14 protein-coding genes are annotated in these 15,212 nt (G+C 62.4%); all 14 read right to left on the bottom strand.

Translation table 11 applies throughout. The annotated features are described in order from the left end of the window. Positions 1-22 precede the first annotated feature (22 nt). The 14 genes from purF to CLU94_RS20570 all read right to left on the bottom strand — a co-directional run bounded on the left by purF (position 23) and on the right by CLU94_RS20570 (position 15,106). Entirely contained in the window at positions 23-1,546 is a 1,524-nt protein-coding gene (purF, locus tag CLU94_RS20635) for an amidophosphoribosyltransferase (protein WP_034783451.1), read from the bottom strand. A gap of 39 nt (positions 1,547-1,585) precedes the next feature. Further along, on the bottom strand, positions 1,586-2,074 hold the full coding sequence (locus CLU94_RS20630) for a CvpA family protein (RefSeq protein ID WP_077407525.1): 489 nt from the start codon (positions 2,072-2,074) through the stop codon (positions 1,586-1,588). Between the two features lie 20 nt (positions 2,075-2,094). After that, positions 2,095-3,078, bottom strand: coding sequence for an SPOR domain-containing protein (locus CLU94_RS20625; RefSeq protein ID WP_099667000.1), 984 nt, complete (start codon positions 3,076-3,078; stop codon positions 2,095-2,097). 24 nt (positions 3,079-3,102) lie between these two features. After that, a complete protein-coding gene (folC, locus tag CLU94_RS20620; protein WP_099666999.1) occupies positions 3,103-4,401 on the bottom strand; it encodes a bifunctional tetrahydrofolate synthase/dihydrofolate synthase in 1,299 nt (432 codons plus the stop codon). A 101-nt stretch (positions 4,402-4,502) separates the two neighbouring features. Next, positions 4,503-5,375 (bottom strand): acetyl-CoA carboxylase, carboxyltransferase subunit beta, encoded by an 873-nt coding sequence (accD, locus tag CLU94_RS20615; protein WP_010400390.1) that lies wholly within the window; start codon positions 5,373-5,375, stop codon positions 4,503-4,505. Between the two features lie 197 nt (positions 5,376-5,572). Next, positions 5,573-6,370: a tryptophan synthase subunit alpha gene (trpA, locus tag CLU94_RS20610; RefSeq protein WP_099666998.1), complete on the bottom strand. Its 798-nt coding sequence runs from the start codon at positions 6,368-6,370 to the stop codon at positions 5,573-5,575. A gap of 81 nt (positions 6,371-6,451) precedes the next feature. Continuing rightward, positions 6,452-7,702 (bottom strand): tryptophan synthase subunit beta, encoded by a 1,251-nt coding sequence (gene trpB / locus CLU94_RS20605; RefSeq protein WP_099666997.1) that lies wholly within the window; start codon positions 7,700-7,702, stop codon positions 6,452-6,454. Next, positions 7,695-8,378, bottom strand: a complete 684-nt coding sequence (locus CLU94_RS20600) for a phosphoribosylanthranilate isomerase (protein ID WP_099666996.1) — start codon at positions 8,376-8,378, stop codon at positions 7,695-7,697. Before CLU94_RS20600 ends, trpB begins: the two co-directional genes overlap by 8 nt. 22 nt (positions 8,379-8,400) lie before the next feature. Beyond that, positions 8,401-9,204 (bottom strand): tRNA pseudouridine(38-40) synthase TruA, encoded by an 804-nt coding sequence (truA, locus tag CLU94_RS20595; protein WP_099666995.1) that lies wholly within the window; start codon positions 9,202-9,204, stop codon positions 8,401-8,403. Between the two features lie 73 nt (positions 9,205-9,277). Beyond that, positions 9,278-11,779: a FimV/HubP family polar landmark protein gene (locus CLU94_RS20590; RefSeq protein ID WP_441326507.1), complete on the bottom strand. Its 2,502-nt coding sequence runs from the start codon at positions 11,777-11,779 to the stop codon at positions 9,278-9,280. Between the two features lie 250 nt (positions 11,780-12,029). Next, positions 12,030-13,157, bottom strand: coding sequence for an aspartate-semialdehyde dehydrogenase (gene asd / locus CLU94_RS20585; RefSeq protein ID WP_099666993.1), 1,128 nt, complete (start codon positions 13,155-13,157; stop codon positions 12,030-12,032). A gap of 45 nt (positions 13,158-13,202) precedes the next feature. Beyond that, entirely contained in the window at positions 13,203-14,273 is a 1,071-nt protein-coding gene (gene leuB / locus CLU94_RS20580; protein WP_099666992.1) for a 3-isopropylmalate dehydrogenase, read from the bottom strand. Positions 14,274-14,284: 11 nt separating this feature from the next. Continuing rightward, entirely contained in the window at positions 14,285-14,932 is a 648-nt protein-coding gene (leuD, locus tag CLU94_RS20575) for a 3-isopropylmalate dehydratase small subunit (protein WP_099666991.1), read from the bottom strand. A 51-nt stretch (positions 14,933-14,983) separates the two neighbouring features. Then, complete coding sequence (locus CLU94_RS20570; protein WP_010400408.1) at positions 14,984-15,106, bottom strand: lipoprotein; 123 nt, start codon at positions 15,104-15,106, stop codon at positions 14,984-14,986. Positions 15,107-15,212: the final 106 nt, after the last annotated feature.

Here is a 15,212-nt window from a genome sequence, read left to right as displayed (position 1 = left end):
CGGCATCGGCCGGGCAGCTTACTTATGCTTCTGTTGTCGCCAGGTTCAGGTTCAGCTGGGAACGCGGCGTATCTTCGGGCGCTGCCGCCTTCGGATGGTGGCGCGCATATTCCAGGCGGTCCAGGTATTCCTGCGACACGTCGCCCGTCACGTACACGCCATCGAAGCACGAAGCCTCGAAGTTGGTCAGGGCCGGGTTGACGTCGGCGATGGCCTGCTTCAGCGCGCCGATATCCTGGTACACGAGGTAATCGGCCGTGATTTCGCGGCACACTTCTTCCGTCGTGCGGCCGTAGGCGATCAGTTCGTCGCGCGTCGGCATGTCGATGCCGTACACGTTCGGGTAGATCACCGGTGGCGCTGCCGAGGCGAAGATGACCTTCGTCGCGCCCGCTTCACGCGCCATCTGCACGATTTCACGGCTGGTGGTGCCGCGCACGATGGAATCGTCGACCAGCAGCACCACTTTATCCTTGAATTCGGACGGAATCGCGTTGAGCTTCTGGCGCACGGATTTCTTGCGCGCCGCCTGGCCCGGCATGATGAAGGTGCGGCCGATATAGCGGTTCTTGATGAAGCCTTCGCGGTACTCGATGTTCAGCGCCATGGCCAGCTGGATGGCGGCCGGACGCGAGGAATCGGGAATCGGCATGACCACGTCGATATGTACGCCAGGCAATTCAGCGCGGATCTTTTCGGCCAGGTACTCGCCCATTTTCAGGCGCGTGGCGTACACGGAGGCGCCGTCGATGACGGAATCGGGACGGGCCAGGTAGACGAACTCGAATACGCACGGGTTCAGGCTGGCATTGTCGGCGCATTGGGCGCTGTGCAATTGCTTGTCAGCATCGATGAAGACGGCTTCGCCGGGACCGATATCGCGCACGAAGCGGAAGCCCATGCCTTCCAGGGCCACGGATTCGGAAGCGATCAGGTATTCGGGACCTTGCTCCGTTTCATTGATGCCCAGGCACAGCGGACGGATGCCGTGCGGGTCGCGGAAGGCCAGCAAGCCCACGCCGGCGATTTGCGCCACGGCAGCGTAGCCACCCTTGACGCGGCGGTTCAGCACGGTGACAGCCTTGAAGATGGCTTCCGGGTCCAGGTTCAGGCCCGTCGTCGCTTCCTGGATTTCATGCGCCAGCACGTTGAGCAGCACTTCCGAATCGGAATCGGTATTGATGTGGCGGCGGTCGTTCTTGAACATTTCCAGCTTCAACTGTTCCCAGTTGGTCAGGTTGCCATTGTGCGCCAGCGTGATGCCGAACGGCGCATTCACATAAAACGGTTGTGCTTCCTCTTCGCTCGACGAACCGGCCGTCGGGTAGCGGCAATGGCCGATGCCCGTCGTGCCTTGCAGCGAACGCATGTTGCGCGTACGGAAGACGTCACGCACGAGGCCATTGGCCTTGTGCATGGAAAACATACTGCTGTGATTGGTCGCAATCCCTGCCGCGTCCTGACCGCGATGTTGCAAGAGCAACAATGCATCATAGAGCAATTGATTGACAGGTTGATGGGAAACGACGCCGACGATGCCACACATGGTGTGCTCCTAAACTGTGCTACTGATTTTAAAAAAAATTCAAAATTTCACATGCTGCGCGTAAGCGGCAGGCAGATAAGGCTTGATGGCGCGCGCGCCCTGTTCCGCGAGCGGGCTGAGCTGCGCGTTTTTCCAGAATGGCTGCTGCGGTATGGACGTCATGCCACACAAGATGACGGCGGTCAGCACGATCACAAGGCCCCGCGCCACGCCGAACAGGCTGCCCAGAGTGCGGTCGGCCAGGCTCAGGCCCGTCACCTTGACCAGCGCGTCGACCGTCATGGACAGCAATCCCATCAAAATGCGCACACCGATGAACAGCACCACGAAGGCCAGCAACAATCGGATGGCTTCGCCCGGCACGGCTTCCGGCAGGAATTTCGCCAGCGTGGCGCCATAGGCATTGGCAATGACAAAAGCCACGATCCAGCTGACCAATGACAGTATTTCCTTGACCAGGCCGCGCATCATGCTGATCAGCACGGACGTCACCAGCACGAACAGCACCAGGTAATCGAAAATCGTCACGCCCGTTCAGCCTTGCAACATCACGCCGGTACCAGGCTGCCGCCCAGGCCCAGCTTTTGCAGCTTGGCGCGGGTCTTTTCGGCGTCTTCGCGACTGCCGAACGGTCCCACGCGCACGCGGATGCGTTCGCCCGCCGGGCTGGAGACTTTCTGCGTGTACGACTTGATGCCCGCTTCGCGCAGCTTGTCCTGCAATTCGTCAACCTTGTCCTGCGTCGCCAGCGCCGCCACCTGCACCACGAACTTGCCGCTGCCGGCGTCGTGCGCCTTGTCCTGCACCTTCTCTTGCGGCTTGTCCTGCGGCTTGCCTTCCAGGATGGCCAGCGCGCGCGCGGCATCGTCGGCCGATTGCGCCGGCTTGGCAGGCTTAGTCTCAGGCTTGGCTTCCGCTTTTACTTCATGCTTGGGTTCCGGCTTGGACTCGTGTTTCGGCTCGGCCTTGGGTTCCGGCTTGGTTTCGTGCTTCGGTTCCGGTTTTGGCTCCACCTTGACCGGCTTGGGCTCGGGTTTCGGTTCCACGTAGGCTGGCTTGACCGGCGCAGGCTGGACGGCGGCCAGCACGGGTGCCGGTGCAGGCGTCGGCTTGGCCGCAGGCGGCAGCGGCGCGTCGACGATCTCCTCGGACTGGTCCAGGCCATTCGATGCGGCCCGGGCCGGAACGGCCGGCACGGGCGCCGGTGCAGGCGCTACGGCCTTTTCCTTCGACGGAATATCGATGGCGATATCGTTGAACGGCGCCTTCGGCTCGGAATCGAGCAGCATCGGCAAGCCGACAGCTACGCCCAGGGCCAGGGCGATGGCCCCGACCAGGCGGCGGCGTGCGCGCTTTTTTTCAGGCAAGACCGGATCCGGCGCTTCCTTGCCGCCACGGCGCGATCCGCCGCCACCGGAGGTGTTGGCGGCGCGTTTGCGGGTCGGCGACTGTGCTTCGCCAGGGACATAAAAGCCGCTGTCTTCGCCAGAGGATTCTTGCTTGTTTTTAAACAGTTTCGAGAACAAGCCCATGCGTGATTTTCAGTCGAGTGCGTTTCAGTGAAGTGAGGATTTTCGGGCCTTCATCACGCCGGCAACGGTGAGGAAAGAACCAAAGACCACAATTCTATCATTCTCACCGGCCCGGCTCATTGCATTTGCAAAAGCTTGTGCCGGATCATCGAAAATAGATACAGTATGCTCGCTGCTGTCGGGCTTATCTTCCAGCATGATCTGCACCTTGGCGGCCAGCTCGGACGCCGTGGCCGCGCGCGGCGAAGGCAAGCCCGTCAGGCACCAATGGTCGACGTGTTCGCTCATCGCGGCCAATACGCCATCGATATCCTTGTCCTGCATGGAGCCAAACACGGCATAGGTGTACGGGTGGAAACCCATATTGCCCAGGTTCTGGTTCAGCGCCGACGCCGCGTGGGGGTTATGCGCCACATCAAGGATCACGCTGGGGCGGCCAGGCAAGACCTGGAAGCGGCCCGGCAGCTCCACCGTCACCAGGCCCGTGCGCACTTCCTGCGCGCCCACGGGCAGTTTCAGCTTCAGCACTTCCAGGGCGGCCAGCACAGCCGTCGCGTTGAGGATCTGGTTGGCGCCGCGCAAGCTTGGATACGCGAGCGAATTGCGGCGCTGCTCGCGCCCGCCGTAGTTCCACTGCTGCTTGTCGCCCGAATAATTGAAATCGCGGCCCATCAGCCACAGGTCGGCGCCGATGGCCTCCGCATGGTCGATCAGGGATTGCGGCGGCACGGGGTCGCTGCAGATGGCCGCCTTGCCCGGGCGGAAGATGCCCGCCTTTTCAAAGCCGATCGCTTCGCGCGTGTCGCCCAGGTAATCCGTGTGGTCGATATCGACGCTGGTGACGATGGCCACGTCCGCATCGATCACGTTGACGGCGTCGAGGCGCCCGCCCAGGCCCACTTCCAGGATGGCCACGTCCAGCTTGGCCTGCGACAGCAGGTGCAGGATCGCCAGCGTGGTGAATTCGAAATACGTCAGCGGCGTGTCGCCCCGCACGGCTTCGACGGCATTGAAGCTGGCGACGATCTGTTCGTCGCTGGCCATCTCGCCCAGCACGCGGGCACGCTCGTTAAAATCGAGAAAGTGCGGCTTGATGTACAGCCCCACTTTGTAGCCGGCACGCAACAGCACGGATTCCAGCATGGCGCAGGTGGAACCCTTGCCATTCGTGCCCGCCACCATGATCACGGGGCAAGTAAACGCCAGCTGCATGCGCGCCTTGACGGCTTGCACGCGGTCCAGGCCCATATTGATCTGGGTTTCCGAATGGCGGGTTTCCAGCATGGCGAGCCAGTCCGGCAAGGTGGTGGGGAGCTTGTGCATGGGAGACTTCTTGATGAGGAGACAGTGCGCGAGGCGCGGAGATGGTGTGGCGTGGCAACCGGGCGCGTCCTGCGGACGCCGCCCGGCCTGTTACATTGGCGTTACGCCAAGACTTCGACGGCCTGGTTTTGCAACAAGGCCAGCAGACGGGCGATTTCTTCGCGCATCTTGCGGCGGTCGACGATCATGTCGACGGCACCCTTGGTGACGAGGAACTCGGCGCGCTGGAAGCCTTCCGGCAGTTTTTCGCGCACGGTGTTTTCAATCACGCGGGGGCCGGCAAAGCCGATCAGCGCTTTCGGTTCGGCAATGACCACGTCGCCCATGAAGGCGAACGAGGCGGACACGCCGCCCATGGTCGGGTCGGTCAGCACGCTGATGAATGGCAATTTCTTTTCCGACAGCTTGGTCAGCATGGCCGTGGTTTTCGCCATCTGCATCAGGGACAGCAAGCCTTCCTGCATGCGCGCGCCACCGGTGGCGGTGATGCAAATGAACGGCACTTTCTGTTCCAGCGCGATTTGCGCGCCGCGCACGAAGCGCTCGCCCACGACGGAGCCCATGGAGCCGCCCATGAATTCGAATTCGAAGCACGCCACGACAACCGGCAGGCTCATGATGGCGCCGCCCATGACGACCATCGCATCCGTCTCGCCCGTCGCTTCCATGGCGGATTTCAGGCGGTCCGGGTATTTCTTGCTGTCCTTGAACTTCAAGGTATCGACAGGCAGGATTTCCTGGCCGATTTCATAGCGGCCGCCAGCGTCGAGCAGGCTGTCGAGGCGTTCACGCGCGCGGATGCGCATGTGGTGATCGCATTTCGGGCACACGTGCAAATTCGATTCCAAGTCCGTACGGTACAGCACGGCTTCGCACGACGGGCATTTGACCCACAGGCCTTCCGGCATGGTCTTGCGCGCGGCAGCATCAGAACGCTGTATGCGCGGTGGCAGCAGTTTTTCCAACCAACTCATATTTTCTCCTTGGGCCCTTGTAGGGGTAGCGTCGGTGGACGCCCCCGGCAGACGGTAAACGGCGACGCCCCGCAGGGCGCCACCAAAAATTTTATCTATTGCACAATAACAGGCAAATCAGTGGCCGAAGTGTAGCCGTTTATCGCCGGGCTGTCGAACTTTGCCGCCAACGCATATTGCGTAAACGGCAAGCTTGCTCAGGCGTCCAGTGCGGCGCGGATGCCTGCCGTAAAGCTGCGCACGGCGTCGACGGCGCCGCCTTCCGGGGCATTTTCAATCTCCTGGATGATGCGGCTGCCGATCACGACGGCGTCGGCCACCTTGGCGACGGCCTTGGCCGTGGCCCCATCGCGGATGCCGAAGCCCACGCCGATAGGCAATTTTACATGCTGGCGGATGGCCGCGAGGCGCTCTGCCACCTGTTCCGTATCAATGTTGCCGGCACCCGTGACGCCTTTCAGCGACACATAATAGCTGAAGCCGCCGCCAACCTTGGCCACTTGCGCGATGCGCTCTTCGGTCGAGGTGGGCGCCAGCAGGAAGATCAGGTCCAGGCCCGCCGCGCGCATGGCGGCCGCGAATTCCTCGCACTCTTCCGGCGGATAGTCGACGACGATGGCGCCATCCGCGCCGGACGCTTGCGCTGCATCAATAAATGCGGCGCTGCCGATGCGCTCGATGGGATTCGCGTAGCCCATCAGCACCACGGGCGTCGTCTGGTTCGTTTCGCGGAATTGGCGCACATAGCCGAACACGTCGTGGATGCCGACATTGAATTTCAAGGCCCGCTCGCAGGCGCGCTGGATGACGGGGCCTTCGGCCATGGGGTCGGAAAATGGCACGCCCAGTTCCAGCACGTCGGCGCCGCCCTCGACGAGCGCGTGCATCAGGGGCACGGTGGCGTCGGGGCCGGGGTCGCCGGCGGTGATGAAGGTGACCAGGGCGGTCTTGTTGTTGGATTTTAAGTTGGCAAAAGTGGCGGAGATACGGGACATGGCGAGCTTTCGTGTTATCGGTGAGAGATGTCGGATGGCGCGCTGTGCGCTCATCCGACCTGCGCGGGATTTTTCAGCTGTTTAGCTGAAATTGAGTCCCATGCGTTCCGCCACGGTATGCATGTCCTTGTCGCCGCGGCCCGACAGGTTGGCCAGTACAATTTCATCTTTCGGCAAGGTGGCCGCCAGCTTGGCCGCGTAGGCCAGCGCATGCGACGATTCCAGGGCCGGGATGATGCCTTCGATATGGCAGCAGTCGTGGAACGCCTGCAGCGCTTCCTCATCCGTGATCGAGACATACTGCGCGCGGCCAGAATCTTTCAACCATGCATGTTCCGGACCTACGCCGGGATAGTCGAGGCCGGCCGAGACGGAATGCGTCTCGATGATCTGGCCGTTTTCATCCTGCAGCAGATAGGTGCGGTTGCCGTGCAGCACGCCCGGAAAACCGGCTGTCAGCGAGGCCGAGTGCTTGCCCGTGTCCAGGCCTTCGCCGGCCGCTTCCACGCCGATCAGCTTGACGTCTTTCTGGTCGATATACGGGTAAAAGATACCCATGGCGTTCGAGCCGCCGCCGATGCAGGCCAGCACGTAGTCGGGCTGGCGGCCCGTCATTTCCGGCATCTGCACCAGGCATTCCTCGCCGATCACGGACTGGAAGTCGCGCACCATCATCGGATATGGATGGGGGCCGGCCACGGTGCCGATGATATAAAAAGTGTTTTCGATATTCGTGACCCAGTCGCGCATGGCTTCGTTCAGCGCATCCTTGAGGGTCTTGGAGCCGGATTCGACGGGCACGACGGTGGCGCCCAGCAATTTCATGCGGTACACGTTCTGCGCCTGGCGCTTGACGTCTTCGCTGCCCATGTAGACCACGCATTCGAGGCCGAAGCGGGCGCAGATGGTGGCCGTGGCCACGCCATGCTGGCCGGCGCCCGTCTCGGCGATGATGCGCGGCTTGCCCATGCGCTTGGCCAGCAGGGCCTGGCCGATGACGTTATTGATCTTGTGCGCGCCCGTGTGGTTCAAGTCTTCGCGCTTGAAATAGATTTGCGCGCCACCCGCCAGTTCGGACCAGCGCTTGGCGTGGTAGATCGGCGACGGACGGCCGACGAAATGCTTGAGCTCGTAGCGGAATTCTTCGAGGAATTCCGGATCGACGCTGTAGCGTGCATACGCTTCCTTCAGTTCCGCCAGCGCATGCGTGAGCGTTTCGGCAACGAAGGAACCGCCGTACGGGCCGAAGTGGCCGCGCAGGTCGGGAAACGGGTAATCGGTGGCGTGGAACAATGCGGCGGCTGCGCCGGGCGCGGTGGTGTGGTCATTCATGGTTGTTTCCTCTGGCAATGATGGCATCGGCATCCTGCACCGCGGCGATAAACGCGCGGACACGGGACGCGTCCTTGATGCCCTTGGACGCTTCGACACCACTGCTGATGTCGACGGCGTAAGGGCGCACGCGCACCACTGCGTCAGTCGCGTTTTGTACGCTCAAGCCACCACTTAAAACGACCCGAGGCGCGAGTTCTTTTGGAATGAGGGACCAATCAAATACCTTTCCTGCACCACCGTAGGCATCCACATAGGTATCGAGCAAGAGACTCGAAAACAAGGGACTGGCGGCGCGATAGCGCTGTTCGTATTCTAGCAAATCTTCAAAGGAGGTGTCGGGTTTGACGCGGAACACTTGCGTAAACGGCGTATTCACGGCGCCAGCGAGCGCGGCGCTGTGTTCGGGCGTCTCGTCGCCATGAAATTGCAGCAGAGACAATGGCGCCACGGCCTTTGTTGCCTGCACTTCTTCCAGCGTGGCATTGACGAACAGGCCCACTGTCGTCACGTACGGCGGCATGGCGGCGATCAGGCTGGCCGCCTGCTGCGGCGTGACGTAACGGGGGCTTTTCGGATAAAACACGAAGCCGATGGCGTCGGCACCCGCCGCCACGACGGCCTGGATGTCTTCGGCGCGGGTCAGGCCGCAGATCTTGATGCGTGTGCGAGGCATGGTTATCCTTTATTGATGCAGATCAAAACCAGGGCAAGGCGCTGCTGCTGTCTTGCGGCAAGGCCCATTTCGGATCGTAATCGATCTGCGCCAGGTACAAGCCGTCCGGCATGAACGTGGGCGCTGCCGCATGACGGTCACGGCTTTCAAGCAAGTGCCCGAGCCAGTCCGGTTTTTCGCGTCCCGTGCCGATGTAGACGAGCGAACCGACCAGGTTGCGCACCATGTGGTGCAGGAAGGCATTGGCCGTAATCGTAAAAATCACGCAATCGCCGCGCCGCTCGATGCGGATGTCATGCATCAGCTTGACAGGCGACTTGGCCTGGCATTGCGCGGCACGGAAGGCCGTGAAATCGTGCCAGCCCAGCAGCGGCTGCACGGCTTGCCGCATCAGTTCCACGTCCAGCGGACGGAAAAAGAAACCGGCACGCCCTTCCACCAGCGGCGAACGGGTAGCGTTGTTATACAACACATAATGATAGGTACGCGCGCGCGCGCTGAAACGGGCGTGGAAGAAGTCATTGACCGTCGGATCGCCTTCGAGTTCCTTGGCCCAGCGCACGGCGATGGATTTCGGCAGGAAGGCGTTGACGCCGCGCACCCACGAGTGCACGTCGCGGTTCAATTCCGTATCGAAATGCACGACTTGCTCGAGCGCATGCACGCCCGTATCCGTGCGGCCGGCGCAGGTGGTGGCCAGGCGCACACGGGCAAACTGTTCCAGCGCGTTTTCCAGCTGGTCCTGCACCGTCTGCCCGTCTTCCTGCTTCTGGTATCCGTGCCAGGCCGTGCCGTCGTACTGCAGGCCGAGGACGATACGCTTCAATGGCGTTGCTGTCGTAATATTTTGCATCGAAGCATTATACCGGCGCAGCAGCCTGCCGCGCCGGCGGGTATTGCTAACTGAGCAGGGCGCGCATCGTGTTAGCTTTCTTCACCTGCTCTTCGCTGCCACCCTTGATGACCTCATCGATCAGCTCGCGCGCGCCTTCCTTGTCGCCGATTTCCTGGTAAGCGATCGCCAGGTCCAGCTTGGTATCCATTTCCATGTGGATGGCCGACAACGGGTCGTCCACGCCCACGCTGGCCGTCTTGCCATCGTTGAGGTCCAGGTCGATGCCGGACAGGTCGAATTCCTGCGCCGGCGGTATGGCTTCCGGCAAGGTGGCGGGCGTTTGCGCATCGTCAAACAGGCTGTCGATGGAAGGCTCGGCCGCCACCACCGGCGCGGCAGCGGGCGCGACAGGCTCGTCAAGGTCGAAATGGGCCAGGTCGACATCCTTCAACGGATCCGGCAACGGCGTCAAGCCGGCGCCCACGCCGTTCACGGGACCGGCTGGCGGCTCCAGGTCCAGGCCGAAATCCATGCTGGCGTCATAGTGCACATCGTGCGCATCCTGCGCGGCAGAAACAGGCTTGCTGTCCGGCCCCGGCATGACGATCGGGTCGCTGGTGGAAACGGGTTCGAAATCGAGGCTGTCGAGGTCGAAATCGAGCGGATCGCGCGCATCGCGGGCCGCCACGGAGGACACCGGTTCGGCCGGCGCCAGGTCGGCCAGCGGCGCAGGAGTAGACAAATCGTCCGGCAGATCCATGCTCTGGCCATGCAAGTCGTCGCCGGCAGCCTTGCTCAGGCTGACGACGGCGTCGTCTTCCGTATCGCCATACAGGGGATTGGAAGGGTCGAGCGCCAGACCCAGCGCGGCCGCCTGCGGCCACTCTTCGCCCTGGCCACGCGTCAGGCTGTACAGCTCGCTGGCCTGGTCTTCAAACGCGCGCACGTCGTTGCGGGCCGAATAGATTTCCAGCAACTTCAAGCGGGCGGCATGGCGCTCGGGGTGGATGCGCAAGGCTTCCTTGAGGATATCTTCCGCCTGGCCATCGCGGCCGTAGGCGATATACACGTCCGCTTCGGCGACGGGGTCCGTTTCATTCGCGTCGAGCATGCTGGCGCCCGCTGCGGCGGCCACGCCGGCAGCGGCGGCGCCCGTGCCGAACAGGTGGTTGCTCGCTTCGGATTGCTGATCTTCCGGCGCCAGGCCGGCCGGCGGCGCCACTGGCGCTTCCGGCTCGAACACGGGGGCGATCTCTTCGGCGGGCGGCGGCGTCTCCTTGCGGCGGCGCGCGATCACCAGCGCGGCCACGGCGGCCAGCAGCGCGGCCAGGCCGATGCCGATGGCGCCCAGGTGGTCGCTGATCTTGTCGGCGAAGGTCGGTTCCAGCGGCGATGGCTTTTTCACCAGCGGCACCGGTTTCGCCTTCGGCACGGGCGGCTGGGCTTCGGCAGGTGCGCTGGCGACGGCGCTGGCAACGGCGCTGGCCGATGCGTTTACCGCTGCGCTGGCAGCGGCCTCGGCCGGCTTGGCGGGCGCTGGGGCGCTCTTGTCGGCCATGGCCTTACTCTTGACCGCCATCAACTTTTCCAGGTCGCTGACGTTCTTTTCCAGTTCCTTGACGCGGGCGGCTGCTTCATCGACCTGCTTCGCCTTGGCGATCTTGTCTTCTTCGCTGGCGACGGCGCTCTTGCCGGCCGACTTGGCTGCCGGCTCCGCTTTCGACAGTTTCAGCTTGTCTTGCGACTCGCTCACGGCCGTCGGTTTTTCCTGCACCTTGGTCGGGCCGATCTTGCCGGCCGTGCTTTGCGTCGCTTGCGCGGCCTTGGCCGGCTTGCTTTGCGACACCTGGCCTGCCAGCTTGTTGCGGTAGGCGTCGAAATCGATGGCGTGCGCCGTCACGATGCCCTTCGCTTCAGCCGCGCCGGTGGCGCGCACGGTGTCCGCACCCGGCACGGCCAGGATGCGCCCGGCCTGCATGCGGTTCATGTTCTCGCCCTTGAAGGCGTCGGGATTGGCGCGGTACAGGGCGACGAGCATCATGTCGAGCGACACGCCCGATGGCTTCAGTTCGCTGGCGATGCGGCTCAGGGTGTCGCCCGCCTTGACCTTGTATTCGCCTGCCGCCTTTTTCGCGGCTGGTGGCGCAGCATCGGCGGCGGCCGGCTTGGCCTTGCCAGGCTCGACTGGCGCCGTCACTTGCGCGCCGCGCGTCTGGCGCGCTTCGGGCGTGTCGAGCACGAACGCATATTCGCGCACCTGGCGGCCGCTCTTGCTGCTCAGCTCCAGCAGCAGGTCGACCATGGGTTCGGCCACCGGTTGCGCCGAGCTGATGCGGATGAAGGACTTGCCGTTGCGGTTTTCCACGGCAAACGTCAAGGCGTTCAGGGCGGGATTGAATTCCACGTTGGCCTGGCGGTAGGCGTCCGGCGGCGCCAGCTTGGCCAGCAGGCTCGAAGCCTCGCCTGGCTTGACGGCCGATAATTCGACCTCGGCGCGCAGCGGCTGGCCGGCGGCGGACAGCACCGTGATCTTGCCCAGCTCGGCTGCGGATACCGCCGGTGACAATAACACCGCACAGGCGACAGCGCCGCTGAGTGTTTTAATGGCAAGGGAGGCGACCCGGGGACGAGTGTGTACAGGCATAGTTGGCGGCATCTTAGTTGACATGGGAAAACTGTTACTTTTCCAGAGGTATCAACATATCATCATGCCCAGAGCTATGCAAGCTCCGCATGGTTGAGCCTTGACGGGCTCAGGGCGAAAAAAAAGCCGGGAAAACAGCCCCGGCTTGATCTGGATCAGCAATTAATTGCCGTTATGCGTCCAACAAAATACGCAGCATGCGGCGCAGCGGCTCGGCCGCGCCCCACAGCAATTGGTCGCCCACGGTGAACGCGGACAGGTATTCGCCGCCCATGCTCATCTTGCGCACGCGGCCGACGGGAATCGTCAGGCTGCCCGTGACGGCGGCCGGCGACAGGTCGCGCACGGACGCTTCGCGCGTGTTCGGGACCAGCTTGACCCATTGATTATTGCTGGCGATGATGTCGTTGATTTCATCGAGCGGCACGTCTTTCTTCAGCTTGATGGTCAAGGCTTGCGAATGGCAGCGCATGGCGCCGATGCGCACGCACAGGCCGTCGACCGGGATTTCCTTCGTGCCGAAATCGATGCCGCGGCCCAGGATCTTGTTCGTTTCCGCGCCGGCCTTCCACTCTTCCTTCGACTGGCCGTTGCCCAGGTCCTTGTCGATCCACGGGATCAGGTTGCCGGCCAGCGGCGCGCCGAATTGCTTGATTTCATCCGGGGAATAGCCGTGCTGGGTGGCCAGCACCTGGCGGTCGATTTCCAGGATGGCGGAAGCCGGGTTGTCCAGCAGCGCCTTGACGGAACCGTTGATGGTGCCGAATTGCGTCAGCAGTTCGCGCATGTGCTGCGCGCCGCCGCCCGATGCCGCCTGGTAGGTCATCGACGTCATCCAGTCGATCAGGTCGTGCTGGAACAGGCCGCCCAGGCCCATCATCATGCACGACACGGTGCAATTGCCGCCGATGTAGTTCTTGACGCCCTTGCCCAGCGCATCCTTGATGACGTGCAGGTTGACGGGGTCGAGCACGATGACGGCGTCCTTTTCCATGCGCAAGGTCGAGGCCGCATCGATCCAGTAGCCATTCCAGCCCGCTGCGCGCAGCTGCGGGAAGACGGCGCTCGTGTAGTCGCCGCCCTGGCAGGAAATGATGATGTCGCACTTGGACAGTTCGGCGATGTTGTTGGCATCCTTGAGGATGGTTTCATTCTTCGCCATGGCCGGCGCCGCGCCGCCCGTGTTCGAGGTGGTGAAAAACACCGGTTCGATGTGGGCGAAATCGCCCTCTTCCTGCATGCGCTGCATCAGGACCGAACCGACCATACCGCGCCAACCTACCAAGCCAACTAATTTCATTACCATTCCTCAAGATGAGACGGCGACTGCCGTCATTAGACTATTTTATCCCAGTGCTTTTACAACTGCATCACCCATGGCCTCGGTACCGACCAAAGTCGTGCCCGCTTCATGGATGTCGGCCGTGCGCAAGCCCTGCGCCAGCACCTGCTTCACGGCCGTTTCGATGCGGTTTGCCTGCTCTTCGCGGTTGAGCGAATAGCGCAGCATCATGGCGGCCGACAAGATCGTCGCCAGCGGATTGGCGATGCCCTTGCCCGCGATATCGGGCGCCGAACCGTGCGATGGCTCGTACAAGCCCTTGTTGTTGGCGTCCAGCGAGGCCGACGGCAGCATGCCGATCGAACCCGTCAGCATGGCGGCCGCGTCCGACAGAATGTCGCCGAACATGTTGCCGGTCACCATGACGTCGAATTTCTTCGGCGCCCGCACCAGCTGCATGGCCGCGTTATCGACATACATATGATCGAGCGCAACATCCGGGTATTCCTTGTGCACGTCGATGACGATGTCTTTCCAGAACTGGAAGGTTTCCAGCACGTTCGCCTTGTCCACGCTGGTGAGGCGCTTGTCGCGCTTTTGCGCGGCCTGGAAGGCCACGTGGGCGATGCGGCGGATTTCGCCTTCCGCATAGCGCATGGTGTCGAAGCCTTCGCGCTGACCCTTGAACGGGCCGTCCGGGCACTCGCGCACGCCGCGGGGCTGGCCGAAATAAATGTCGCCCGTCAATTCGCGGATGATCAAAATGTCCAGGCCGGACACCACTTCCGGTTTCAGGGTCGAGGCGCCCGCCAGTTCCGGGTACAGAATGGCCGGACGCAGGTTGGCGAACAGGCCCAGGTTCTTGCGCAGGCCCAAAATCGCCTGCTCGGGACGGAACTGGCGCTCCAGGTTGTCGTACTGGTAGTCGCCCACGGCGCCGAACAGCACGGCATCGGCCGCCTTGGCCAGGGCCAGCGTGCCTTCCGGCAAGGGGTGGCCATGGGCCGCATAGCCGGCGCCGCCCACGGGCGCGCTTTCCAGCTCGAACGATTCGCCCAGCACATTCAAGACCTTGACGGCTTGCGCGACGATTTCAGGACCGATGCCGTCGCCGGGTAAGATTGCAATTTTCATATTTTTATCGATTAGATGACGTTGGCGAGCCAAGGCTGATTGTTCAAATGACGCTCTTCGAAGGCGCGGATATCGTCCGCGTGGCGCAGGGTCAGGCCGATATCGTCGAGCCCATTCATCAGGCAATATTTGCGGAAGGCGTCGATCTCGAACGGATACGATACGGAACCATTGCTGGTGCGCACGCATTGCTGTTCCAGGTCCACCACCAGCTTGAAGCCGGGGAAGGCCTTGACTTCATTGAACAGGTGCTCGACCTGGCTTTCCGACAACACGATGGGCAGCAAGCCGTTCTTGTAGCAATTATTGAAGAAGATGTCGGCGAACGAGGGCGCGATGATGGCGCGGAAGCCATATTGATCGAGCGCCCACGGCGCGTGTTCGCGCGAGGAACCGCAGCCGAAATTCTTGCGCGTCAGCAAGATCGAGGCACCCTGGTAGCGCGGCTCGTTGAGCACGAACTCCCGGTTCAGCGGGCGGCGGCTGTTGTCCTGGCCCGGTTCGCCATGGTCGAGGTAGCGCCATTCGTCGAACAGGTTCGGGCCGAAACCGCTGCGGTGGATCGATTTCAGGAATTGCTTCGGGATAATCGCGTCGGTGTCGACGTTGGCACGGTCCAGCGGGGCGACCAGGCCTTCGTAAATCGTAAATTTATCCATGCTGTTTCTACTCGGTAAGACGCGCGGCGCAGGGCGCCGGCACGTCGCGGTTTATTTTCCGCCGGCGCCAGTGACAACCTGGCCGACTTTCTGCACATCGCGGCCGATGCCGGAGACGGTGTTGCAGCCAGACAAGATGACGGTGGCGATGAGGAGGGCGAAGAGTTTTTTCATGATGATCTCGTTTGTTTCAGGGAAATGAATGGCGCTAGTGTAAACCAGCAGCTGAAAGCTGGGGTCAGACCCGGCGGGTCTGACCCCGGAATTTGGCTGCGTTACC

The organism is Janthinobacterium sp. 13 (assembly GCF_002749695.1).
GTDB classification, from domain to species: Bacteria; Pseudomonadota; Gammaproteobacteria; order Burkholderiales; family Burkholderiaceae_D; genus Janthinobacterium; species Janthinobacterium kumbetense.
The sequence above is the reverse complement of the archived record's forward strand: the minus strand, read 5'-3'. Positions and strand labels throughout refer to the sequence as shown.

Excerpts from the sequence above, each read along its gene's own strand:
- trpA (WP_099666998.1), bottom strand. The coding sequence starts at position 6,370 with ATGTCCCGTATCTCCGCCACTTTTGCCAACTTAAAATCCAACAACAAG.
- purF (WP_034783451.1), bottom strand. The coding sequence starts at position 1,546 with ATGTGTGGCATCGTCGGCGTCGTTTCCCATCAACCTGTCAATCAATTG.
- leuD (WP_099666991.1), bottom strand. The coding sequence starts at position 14,932 with ATGGATAAATTTACGATTTACGAAGGCCTGGTCGCCCCGCTGGACCGT.
- CLU94_RS20600 (WP_099666996.1), bottom strand. The coding sequence starts at position 8,378 with ATGCCTCGCACACGCATCAAGATCTGCGGCCTGACCCGCGCCGAAGAC.
- folC (WP_099666999.1), bottom strand. The coding sequence starts at position 4,401 with ATGCACAAGCTCCCCACCACCTTGCCGGACTGGCTCGCCATGCTGGAA.
- asd (WP_099666993.1), bottom strand. The coding sequence starts at position 13,157 with ATGAAATTAGTTGGCTTGGTAGGTTGGCGCGGTATGGTCGGTTCGGTC.
- trpB (WP_099666997.1), bottom strand. The coding sequence starts at position 7,702 with ATGAATGACCACACCACCGCGCCCGGCGCAGCCGCCGCATTGTTCCAC.
- CLU94_RS20625 (WP_099667000.1), bottom strand. The coding sequence starts at position 3,078 with ATGGGCTTGTTCTCGAAACTGTTTAAAAACAAGCAAGAATCCTCTGGC.
- leuB (WP_099666992.1), bottom strand. The coding sequence starts at position 14,273 with ATGAAAATTGCAATCTTACCCGGCGACGGCATCGGTCCTGAAATCGTC.
- accD (WP_010400390.1), bottom strand. The coding sequence starts at position 5,375 with ATGAGTTGGTTGGAAAAACTGCTGCCACCGCGCATACAGCGTTCTGAT.
- CLU94_RS20570 (WP_010400408.1), bottom strand. The coding sequence starts at position 15,106 with ATGAAAAAACTCTTCGCCCTCCTCATCGCCACCGTCATCTTGTCTGGC.